This window comes from Brevibacillus sp. FIR094 (genome assembly GCF_050477165.1).
In the GTDB taxonomy this organism is placed as follows: Bacteria; Bacillota; Bacilli; order Brevibacillales; family Brevibacillaceae; genus Brevibacillus.
Genome location: NZ_JBEAES010000001.1, coordinates 173,306 through 185,173, shown reverse-complemented (window position 1 = coordinate 185,173; position 11,868 = coordinate 173,306). Strand labels below are relative to the sequence as shown.

Below are 11,868 nucleotides of genomic sequence, written 5' to 3'. Positions count from 1 at the left end.
AGAGCCGCATGCCCAACCATTACGCTGTTGCGTATCGGGGAGACTACGAATGATGGATAAAACTTTTATCAAAACCATCCCTCTATCTGAGGCTCAAAAAGATTACTATCTACACTATTTGGTCTATCCAATGAGTCCATATTATCAGGAGCAGTATCTGTTCCACTTCGAAAGTCGATTGGATGTATCGGTTACGATCCGTGCTCTTTACGAAATCGTGAAACGCCACGAAATCTATCGTTCCATTTTTGTTTTGGAAGACGAGCCCATCCAAAAAGTATATAGCGAGCCCGTATTAGATTTTGAACATGTGTCTGCCACTACCTGGGACGACACGATGATTAGAGAATATTGTAATCAGGAGTTCAGCAAGCCTTTTACGCTGGAAGAAGGGCCGTTATTCAGTTGCAGATTGCTAGATTATAAAGAAGGCGGCAGTATTTTATGTTTCAAATATCACCATATCTGCTTTGATGGGTGGAGTGTTTCGCTCACGCTCGATGAATTTACGATGATCTACCAACTACTGATCACGGGCAATGATCACGAGTTGCAACCACAAAAGCACCAATACGCGGACTTTGTGGAGTGGGAACAGGATTACATTGCCAGCCAAGAAGGCGAAGCTGCGAGAGCTTTTTGGAAAAAGAAATTGGGCGGAACTCTTGAGAGGGTAGAAGTACCGGCAGATAAAAAGCGACCTAGTACCCCTTCGTTTACAGGGGGGATATCGTTCTTTACGTTTACCCGCGAACTTCGGGATGAGCTGATTGCTTATCATAAACATCACAAATATCCTACGGATGTCATTTATTTATCCCTTTTTAGTGCTTTTCTTTATCGGATAGCTGGGCAAGACGACATCATTGTTGGCGTACCGAGATACGGCAGGCCAAAAAGAGAGTTTCATACGATCATGGGACCGTGTATGGTGATGCTTCCCCTGCGAATCAAAATTCCTAAGAACAGCTCGCTGCGTGAGTTGGCAAAGCTGATTCATGAAGAGTTGTCATTATGTTCACAGTATCAAAACTATCCCATCTCTTTGATTACAGCTGACTTGCAATATGAGCGTGATAAAAAATATGCTTCCTTTTTTTCAACGGCTTTCGTCCATCAAAAAGCGATTAAGCAGGATGCAGCCATTATGCTGGGCAATGCGCAAAATACTTTTGATAGCCATGGTCTTACCGTAAGCACCTATCCAATTGGCAAGGATGTATCCCAGTATGATTTATGTTTGGTCGTTGAAAAGGACAACGATCATGACATATTGGCGGGATTCGAATACAATTCGGATATTTTGGATGAAGAAACCATTGCCAAATGGGTTGCTGACTTTGAATGCACCAGTCTTTCACTTTTGAGAAATGACTGCGAAAACATCCCTGCACATGCAGGCAAGCCCGTTGATTGGATGGAGAGTCTTTCCGCTCTACCTTCCCTCAAAATATTGCCGGAGGACGTCATCCCGCTTACTACCGACCCAATAAAGTTCGAGCAAGAGGCGTTTGAATGGGCATGCTTGCGGGAGACTGGGATATCTCATCTGGCTGAAGTTTGGGATACCTCTCCCTATGCGATATTCATGACCGTATTTCTCATACTTTTGTATGCAGAAACTGAGAAGGAGGATTTGGCTTTGGCATTTCGTGCGGGGTGGGACGAGAGCGAGAATGTCCCAAGCGCCTTTCTTTTACGAGCTGATCTGTCAGGCAATCCACTACTTGGCGATTTGGTTTTACAAATACAAAGCAAGTTAAAAGAAGCCCATTATCATCAAGCGTCCTTTCCTAAAACACATGAGCCTCAACTCTTATTTGAAAAGAGTAAGAATAAATATCCCTCCACGATTGATTTTCAATTCCGCATCCATGAATCTAACGACCACATAAATGGCGCCATTACCTATAAATCGAATGTATTCAAGAGGGAGACTGTGCAACGGATCTGCACCCAATACGAATACTTGTTGGAAAGTGTGACAGCCGAGCCGCATCAAAGAATCCGCGAGATTGTCAGTCATCTGAACAGCCAATTCCTGACCAGTGATGATTTTGAACAATTATTTCTGTAGCGAAAGAGGTGCACTGGCTTGAAGCATTTAACAAAAGAGAACGTACTGGAAGTCATAGAGCTTTCCATGGTGCAAAAGCAATTATTACGTCCTGACAAGATTACAACCATGCGCTACCTCATCGAGCACCGTCTCGAACCGGAACGCGTTCAAGAAACGTGGAAGGAATTAGTCAGCCAGACGCCGGTGATGCGAACGGTTTTCCGGCAGCTCAAAAATAAACATGTACAAGTCGTATTGAAGGAGCTACCCATTCCCATTGACTGGCACGATGTACGGGAATTATCTCCTGAACAGCAGGAGCAAGTGTATCTCTCTACACTTACATCCCATCAGGAGCCCATTTCGTATGAGGAGGGGCCATTAATCCGGGTATCGATTTTGCAGATGGACGCCAACCAAGCCATCCTCATCTGGACCCATCATGCATTATGTATGGACGATGCCAGTCGCGAGTTTCTTGTAGCGGAATGGCTGAATCGGGTACGGGGTAATCAGCCATCTGTTGACCAGCGGGCCTCATTCAAAGAGTACGTTGCTTGGGAGTCGAGCCAAGATGGCTCCAAAGTTAAAAGCTTTTGGGCAGATCAATTCCAAGGCTATGAAAGCGAGACTGTGTTTTATCCAGTGCAAGGAGCACAGAAGGAAGCAAGTCATCCGATCAGTTGCAACGCTGTTCTTTCCGAAGCGTTAACCACATCCATCAGAAGCATGGTATTCGAGCAGCGTGTATCCATTGAGGCATTCTTTCAGGCTGCTTGGTTCTTGCTGGAGAATATGTACAGTGGCGAGGACAAGCTGGTCATTGGCGTTACCGTTTCTGGCAGACCTGAAACATGGAAAGAGGCGAATTCCATTATTGGGCCACTGGCTCACAGCCTGCCTGTTTTCCAGACCGTGCAAGCAAATCAAAAAGTGCGTGATGTGGTAAAGGAAGTCCAGGAAAGCTGGGAACAACTACAGCAACATGAAATGGCCACACTAGACATGGTCCGTAACTATGCAGGCGTCCGAGAAACTGATTCTATATTTGGAACGACACTGACGATACGGAATGGTGCAGAAGATCACCAGGAATCTGCCATGCTTTATCGCGGCGGCCTCCAAACAGTGGAGATAGTGGTGACGGTCGGGCAGTTCATCAAGATTCAAATTTTCCATATGAATGCGTCCTCTACGAGCGATTTGGAACGATTGCAGTCCCATTACATCCATATGCTCGAGCAAGTCTGCTCAGAGGCAGACAGGAGCATTAGCGATCTGAACATCGTGACGGATGAAGAGCAAGAGATCATGACGAAGGTGATGGGGAATTTCGCCACGTCGAATCGTAGTATGGAGCAATTTGCGCACCAAATCATAGAAGAGCAGGTCAAGCGTACCCCTGACGCTATTGCTGCTATCGATGAGAAGCAATCCATCACCTACCGGGAATTGAATGAGGATTCGAACCGATTGGCGCATTGGTTGCGAAGACAAGGTTTTGGCCGAAATGATCTTGCTTGCCTATTTGCAGAGAGAAGCATCGACATGCTGATAGGCATTCTGGCTGTGCTGAAAGCAGGAGGGGCTTATGTCCCGCTTGATACAACCCATCCCGATCAACGACTCCTTACGATTCTTGATAACAGCAAGGCGAAGATCTTACTGACCGAGGCGCGTTTCCAAGCGCGCAGCATGACCTTGGCAGACAACTTGGACCACAAGCCAGTCGTGTTTTGCCTGAACAAAGGGGACGGGTCAAGCCCGGATATCTCTTCCTTGCAAACATCGGATACATCGAATCCAGAGATCATCAATACGCATGATGATTTGGCAAACGTCTTTTTTACCTCAGGCTCCACTGGTCTGCCAAAAGGGGCAATGATCGAGCATAGCGGCATGCTGAATCATCTATACGCCAAAATGGATGTCCTTGGACTGAATAAAGACAGCATCGTAGCGCAGAATGCTTCCCATTGCTTTGATATATCGGTGTGGCAATTCCTGGCTCCCTTGATGGCAGGGGGACGGCTGGTGATTTACGACAACGAGACGGCAACTGATCCGGATGCATTGCTCCAAGCCTTGAATCGAGACGGTGTCACCGTGATTCAGATGGTACCAGCGATGATAGAAGCATTACACAATGCTGCACTGACTCTTCCAGCGGAACAGCATGCGTTGCCACAATTGCAATACATGATTTCTACCGGAGAGGGATTGCCAGTTACCCTGTGCAAAAAGTGGCAAAGCCTGTATCCCGATGTGATTGTAGTGAACACGTATGGAGCTACGGAGTGCTCAGATGATACGATGCATGAAATCATTGATCGTTCGTATGCGCATGATGATTATCCTTATGTGGCCTTGGGAAGCTCGATCGCCAATATGAAGCACTATGTGCTGGATAAATGGATGCGTCCCGTTCTGGTTGGTTGCGTCGGGGAAATCTACATTTCTGGAACTGGCGTAGGGCGGGGGTATCTCCATGATGCCAAACGCACTGAGCTAGCATTTTCACAAAATCCATTTTTGCAGGGTAGAAAAGAACGGCTGTATAAAACAGGAGATTTGGGACGTTATTTGTCTAATGGGAGACTCATATTTGTTACGCGGGCAGATTTTCAGGTAAAAGTACGCGGACATCGCATAGAGCTCGGCGAGATAGAAAATGCCCTTTTACGGCACACGCTGGTGAGACAGTGTGTAGCGGTTGCACGGGAAGATGAACATGGGCAGAACCGAATTGTTTGCTATGTGGTCATGCATGAACAGCAGAGTGAACATGAGCTGCAAGCCTATCTCAGAACGATCTTGCCGGAATATATGATTCCAGAGCGGATCATGATTCTGGATGCGATGCCACTGAATCGCAACGGAAAAGTAGACAAAAAAGCATTACCGGAGACAGACGTGATTCAAAAGAAGCCAGAAGCATTCGTCGCTCCGCGCAACGATCTGGAACGAAGCTTGGCAGCTATCTGGCGTACTGTGCTAAACATAGAGGACATTGGGATCGACGATGACTTTTTCCAGCTTGGCGGGCATTCTATGAAAACCATTCAGGTTCGCTTGCGCATGAAAAGAGAGCTGGGCATAGAAGCTACCATCAAGGACTTATTCGAGCATCGAACCATTCGGGAGTTATCCTCTCTGTTTCATCACGAGGAAGACCTGTCCACAGGTGAGCTCCATGCGCAACATGATCGATCAACGATCCCGAAGGCAACAGAGCAAGCGTATTACCCGGTGTCACATGCGCAGAGGAGATTGTTTTTCATTCAGCAGCTAGAGCCTGAGAATACGGCTTATAATATGCCGACGATCTACCATATCACGGGGCCATTGAAGGAGCGTATCCTACATCAGGCACTCGGGTTGCTGGTGAAAAGACATGAAGTGTTGCGAACAAAATTCCTGTTAAGAGACGGACGCCCCGTTCAACAGGTGCTGCCGAGCAATGACTTCACCTATGCATTTGTCGATCTTACCAAGGAGTCAGAAGCGTCGAAGCAAGAAGCGATTAATCTGATTATCCAACAAGAGACGGAAACCAGCTTTGATTTTGACAGGGATACTTTGTTCCGGGTGAAGTTATGCAAGGCTGCGGAAGAAAAATACGTATTGTTAATGAACATGCATCACATGATCAGTGATCAATGGTCATGGGGGATATTGATGAAGGATTTGGGCACCATCTACGAATCCTTGCATCAAGGGATAGACCCCGAATTGCGGGAATTGAGCATCCAGTATAAAGATTATGCAGTCTGGCAAAATCATTCGATTCATCATGGAGAGCTGGGGGAATCAGAAGCGTATTGGCTGAAGACATTCGAAAAAGAGATTCCCGTATTGGACTTGCCGACAGATTTCCAGCGACAGCCTGTACAAACGTATTTTTCGGCAACGGAATCTTATCAAATTCCGGAAAAAACGTTTAGCCGTATGAAAGAGATTGCTCAGCAACATGATGCATCCATGTTTATGGTGATTTTATCAACAATAGGCATTTGGTTGTCCAAGTTGACCAATCAACAGGATATCATCATCGGTACTCCGGAGGCTGGCCGGAACCACATGGATATTGAACAGGTCATTGGATTTTTTATTAACACACTCCCTTTGAGACTGGAAGTCAACCAGGAGCATACCTTCATCGAGGCGTTGCACGTTTGGCGCCAGCAAGCACTGGAGTCTTACATGCATCATGAGTATCCATTCGATAAATTGGTCGAAAAAATTAATCCGGAAAGAGATGTTAGCCGCAATCCTATTTTTTCTTTTATGTTCCAATATATCGAAAAAACGGAAGAGGAAAATAAAATAAATGGCTTGGAAATGACAGCTGTTGAATCCTATAATTCCATGACGAATTTCGATTTATCGCTCGTATGCATGGATATAGAAAACGGAGCGGGTTTGACTGTCGAATATCGCACGGATTTATTTAAGTCAGAAACGGTTCAACGGATGCTCACATATTTGGGCAACATCATCGAACAGGTAGCCAATCTACCAGATATTCATTTCAAGCATATCGAACTGTTGTCAGTGGAAGAAAAACAGGCAATGATCTCAGTATATAAGGAAGTTTCTTTTACCAATGGGGATGAGCATAGAACGATCATCGAGCTATTCGAGGAGCAAACAGAGAGAACCCCGGATCGCATTGCTCTCGCTTTTGAAGAGCAAGAACTGTCTTATGCAGAACTGAATAAACGGGTGAATCAGCTGGCGCGGACATTGGTAGCTGAGGGCGTTCGTGCAAATCAATTGGTGGGGATCATCGCAGAACGTTCCATAGAGATGATTGTGGGCGTATTGGCGATTGTGAAAGCGGGTGGAGCCTACGTCCCCATTGACCCTGATTATCCGGAAGAGCGTATACGGTACATGCTGGAACATTCGGGAGCAGAAGTGTTGCTGCTGCATCAATCGGTACGCAATAAAGTGAATGCTGACAAAAAAATGATCATGCTTGACGATGAGGAGTCCTATCACCAGGAGAACACGAATCTGGGGTTACCTGTTCAGTTTGATCAGCTTGCCTATGTGATATATACATCAGGCACTACGGGAACGCCAAAGGGAGTCATGATTGAACACCGACAGCTTCATTCGCTTGCGCAGGCATGGAAACAAGAATACAAGCTGGACGAATTCCCCGTCAGGAGTTTGCAATGGGCAAGTTTTTCTTTTGATGTGTTTACCGGTGATTATATGAGATGTCTGTTAAACGGTGGGAAACTGGTTATTTGCCCGAAAGATGCGAGAGTGGATTTGGAGCGCCTTTACCACCTGATGGAAAAGCATGAGATTAATCTGTTTGAATCGACTCCTGTCCTGGTGATTCCTTTCATGGACTATCTCTATGAAAATGGGCTCAACCTAGACTTCATGAAAATATTGATTCTTGGCTCGGATCAATGCCCGTTACATGCCTTTCACAAGCTTGTCGATCGATACGGAAGCACGATGAGAATCTTAAACAGCTATGGAGTGACAGAGGCTACCATTGATTCCTCCTATTATGAAAGAGATAAACAGCAAGATTACAAATTTTTGCCGATTGGCAAGCCTTTGCCAGGGGTGAAGATGTATATTCTGGACGCCAATCTTCATGTGCAGCCTGTGGGTGTCTCAGGAGAACTGTATATTGGTGGCTTGGGGGTAGGAAAAGGATATTTCAAGCGGCCAGATTTGACGAATGAAAAATTCGTTCCCAATCCGTTTTGTATCGGCGAAAACATGTATAAGACAGGGGATATGGCTCGATGGCTCCCCAGCGGAGATATCGAATTTTTAAGGCGATTGGATAATCAGGTGAAAATACGTGGGAATCGAATCGAATTGGAAGAAATCGAAGCGGAATTACGAAAAATGGGCGATATTCGCGACGCGGTCGTTATCGCAAGAGCGGATGAATCTGGGCAAAAAAGGCTGGTTGCATTCTATGTAGCTGCAAAAGCCGTGGAATCGAACGTATTGAGAGAATCGTTGCGGAAGTCGTTACCGGCATTTATGGTCCCATCCCATTTTGTTCAGCTAGATGAAATACCAGTAACGCCGAATGGAAAGATTGATCGAAAAGCGTTAGTGGATATCAACATCGTCTTGCAGAGTGATATGGAATATGTGGAGCCCCAAACGGACACCGAGAAGTTATTGGTGGCTGTGTGGCAAGACGTTTTACATGAGAAAAAGATTGGGACTTTGGATCATTTCTTTGAACTTGGTGGCGATTCTATTAAATCGATTCAAGTTTCATCGCAATTAGCAGCTTTGGGATACAAGATGGAGATTCGAGATCTTTTCAAATATCCAACGATCGCAGAACTGAGTACAAAACTGAAACCGATGAATCGAAAAATTGACCAGAAGGATATGGAAGGCGTTGTACCGCTGACCCCGATTCAGCATTGGTTGATGCAAGAACATAGTCAGCATCTCCATCACTATAACCAATCTTTTGTGTTCTACCGCAAAGAGCGGTTTGATGAGGAAATGGTTCGCAAAGTCGTCGATAAGCTCGTACAGCACCATGATGCACTACGAATGATTTTCCACCAAACCGAGACTGGCTATGAGGCTTATAATCGAGGCGTCAACACTAGCGACATGTATAGCCTGGAGATTTGGGACTATCTAAACAAAAATGAGTCTGAAATCGAACAAGCGATGGACTTGAAATGCAGTGATATTCAATCGAGGCTGAACATTTTTGATGGCCCATTAATGAGGCTTGGGTTATTCCAATGCACGGATGGCGATCACTTGCTTATTGCTGTTCACCATTTAGTCGTAGATGGAGTATCATGGCGCATTTTAATCGACGATTTCAAAACAGCTTATGGGCAGCTCCTCCGTAACGAAGAGATTCGTTTACCTTTAAAAAGTGATTCCTTCCAATTATGGGCGCAACAATTGAACGAGTATGCCAATAGCAAAAGGCTCGAGCAAGAGCGTGAATATTGGAATCGAATCGAGGAGAGAGACACCCAATCGTTGCCAACGGATTATGATGAGCAAAAACCGCTTCGGAAAACAACCAGGACGAAAACGGTCACGATGGATCAGCAACAAACCGAGGAATTGCTAAAACAAGCCAATCGTGCCTATCAGACAGAAATCGATGAACTTTTGTTGGCTGCTATTGGAATGGGCTTTAAAAAATGGGCAAATATCGATCGCGTCGTCTTGAATATGGAAGGGCATGGTAGGGAATCGATTCTACCAGATCTGAACATTAACCGTACAGTAGGATGGTTCACTAGTGAGTATCCAGTGATGGTAGATGTCGGGAACGAAATGAATCCGTCAGCTATTCTTCCAAAAATCAAAAAAGATGTGCGACGAATACCGCATAAAGGGATTCACTACGGTGTATTGAAATATTTGTCCGCAAAATCGCCAAGCACCACCATGAATGTACATCCTGAGGTCAGTTTTAATTATTTGGGACAATTTGATATGGATCGAAAAGAAAAGGATGACGACATTCAATTGTCCACATTCTCAGGTGGAGAATCCATGAGTCTGGAGCAGTCCCGGGAATGCAAGATTGACATTGAGTGCGTGGTGTTGAATGGAAGCTTTCACTTTATGGTAGCTTACAGCGAGGCACAATATAAAACGGAAACGATCGAACGACTTACTGCATGCCTCCAGGATAGTTTAAGGGAAGTCATCCAACACTGCATGATGAAATTGCGCAACAATCCTGACCACGAAGTCGCTGGAGAATGGGTAGATTTCGAAGCAGTAATAGACGGATTTTTCGACTCTTCTACGATGGATGATCTTCCTGGTGCAATAGCAGTGGTAGTCCAACACGGTCAAGTGAAAGTAAAGAAAGCTTACGGATACGCCAATCTATCAGAAAAAGTGCCTATGAGTGCAGATGAAACCGTAGTCAAGGTAGGTTCGATTTCCAAACTTGTAACAGTCGCTGCCATTATGAAGCTAGTGGAGCAGGGTCTAATTGGATGGAACGAGGATGTTCAGCAATACCTCGATGTTGAAATACCGAGAAGGGCTGAGGGCCCACTCACGGTAGAACATTTACTCAGTTACACAACAGGGTTTGACTCGCCAGACGCGGGAAATGATCAAAGCTATAATTTTGGCGGGCGTGACTCCCTAACGTTACAAGAGTATATTCACCGCTATATGCCAACCGTGATTTACAAACCTGGCGAACAATATGGAAATGAGAATTTTGCCTTTATGCTGGCGGGTTATCTTGTGGAAAGAGTTACGGGAGTTTCCTTTGATCGCTATGCAAGAGAGCATTTCTTTACGCCTCTCGAAATGACAGACAGCAGTTTTCTACTCCAACCAGAATTAGAGGCGAAAATGGCCACAGGCTATGATCTGGAAAATCAGGCCGTGCAAAAATACGATTTCAGCCCTGCAATCTCACCAGACGGCAGCATGCTCTCCACAGGGCACGATATCGCCACATTTATGCTGGCTCTCTTACATGGAGGCGCTGATAGCAAAGCCAAAATTTTAGAGGCAGATTCGTTAGACAAAATGTTCTCCAGTAAATCAGTACCTCATCCAAAAGGAACATATACAGGGTATGGATTTACAGTAAAATTCCACCCAGAATACGTACATGAGAATATTTTGGCGAAGGCAGGCGAGGTCATAGGCTTTAACTCCTTTATGTGGTTCCTGCCAGAAAAACAAATGGGAGTCTTTGTTAGTACAAATAAAAGTCAATTCAACAAAATAGAATTTTTTGACTATTTCATGAAGCGCTATCGTCCTGCGGAAGCGATCATCATGTAACCAAATCATATTCGTGTAAACGGGGGGCCACTATGAGCATGATAAAGACTAGTTCCATTAGTCGTTTTCCTAATACGAATGACGTAGGAATCGGTGTATCTATCGGTACTTTTGGGGAACTTCTGCAGGGGATTCTAGAGGAAAATAATCTGGATTTTCTGGTGACTTTGCCTATCAAAAATGCATCCTACGCTACTTTTTATTCGATTCCAACCCTACAGGAGATCGTCATCGTGCCACGCTCCAAGCAAAAATCAAAAAGGTTGGTGGAAAAAATCATTCAGCATTATGGATTGCCGGCAGGTGGAATTTTAGAGATCAACTCTGAACTTCCGGTTGGAAAAGGCTTGGCAAGCTCATCAGCAGATTTGGTGGCTGCCTCCAGAGCGGTTGGAGATTGTTTCGATATAAACATCGAGCCTTCCTTACTAGAGTGGTTTTTGTCGAGTATTGAGCCGACGGATGGCGTTATGTATGAGGGTTCTGTTTCTTACTATCATAAAGAAGTCAGATTGCGAGAATACATCGGGGAACTGCCGGCATTATGCATTTTAAGTATTGATGAGGGAGGAACCATCGATACCGTTGAGTTCAATAAGCAAACAAAGCCCTATACCCAAGAAGAAAAGATGGAGTACAGCGTGCTGTTACAAAAAATTACGAAAGCGATCAGAGAAAGAGATGTCCACACGATAGGTGCCGTGTCGTCCAGAAGTGCGATCTTGAATCAAAAGATTCTGCCCAAAAAATTATTGTCGGAAGTCATGGAGATCAACGAGAAAATTGGAGGATTAGGTACTGTTGTGGCACATAGTGGGACCAGCCTCGGTATTTTATTGTTGAAAGAAGAGCCAGACTTCTATCAAAAGCTGGAACTGGGGTATAGATGGTTAAGTGAATTGAATAAAGAAGTGCATGTGTACCACACATAGAGGATCAGATCCAAGAGATGGCTTCTGGCATGCTCGGAAGTCATCTTCCCCAAAAATTGATTTCGTTTGTATTGGGAG

Annotated in this window: 3 protein-coding genes; all 3 read left to right on the top strand. The window is 45.0% G+C overall.

The annotated features are described in order from the left end of the window. Window positions 1-49 precede the first annotated feature (49 nt). Genes ACQ5DJ_RS00850 through ACQ5DJ_RS00840 form a run of 3 tightly spaced genes read left to right on the top strand, consistent with a single transcriptional unit; the run spans window position 50 to window position 11,790 of the window. Window positions 50-2,077 carry a condensation domain-containing protein gene (locus tag ACQ5DJ_RS00850; RefSeq protein WP_429840779.1) on the top strand — a complete coding sequence of 676 codons (2,028 nt, stop codon included), beginning with the start codon at window positions 50-52 and terminating at the stop codon, window positions 2,075-2,077. An 18-nt stretch (window positions 2,078-2,095) separates the two neighbouring features. Beyond that, the gene (locus ACQ5DJ_RS00845; RefSeq protein ID WP_429840778.1) at window positions 2,096-10,858 is read left to right on the top strand and encodes an amino acid adenylation domain-containing protein; all 8,763 of its coding nucleotides are present in this window, start codon (window positions 2,096-2,098) and stop codon (window positions 10,856-10,858) included. A gap of 32 nt (window positions 10,859-10,890) precedes the next feature. Beyond that, window positions 10,891-11,790 (top strand): kinase, encoded by a 900-nt coding sequence (locus ACQ5DJ_RS00840; protein ID WP_429840777.1) that lies wholly within the window; start codon window positions 10,891-10,893, stop codon window positions 11,788-11,790. The last annotated feature ends 78 nt before the right edge of the window (window positions 11,791-11,868 follow it).

What these genes read in the sequence shown, in the direction of transcription:
- ACQ5DJ_RS00840 (WP_429840777.1), top strand. Translation starts at nt 10,891, where the DNA reads ATGAGCATGATAAAGACTAGTTCCATTAGTCGTTTTCCTAATACGAAT.
- ACQ5DJ_RS00850 (WP_429840779.1), top strand. Translation starts at nt 50, where the DNA reads ATGATGGATAAAACTTTTATCAAAACCATCCCTCTATCTGAGGCTCAA.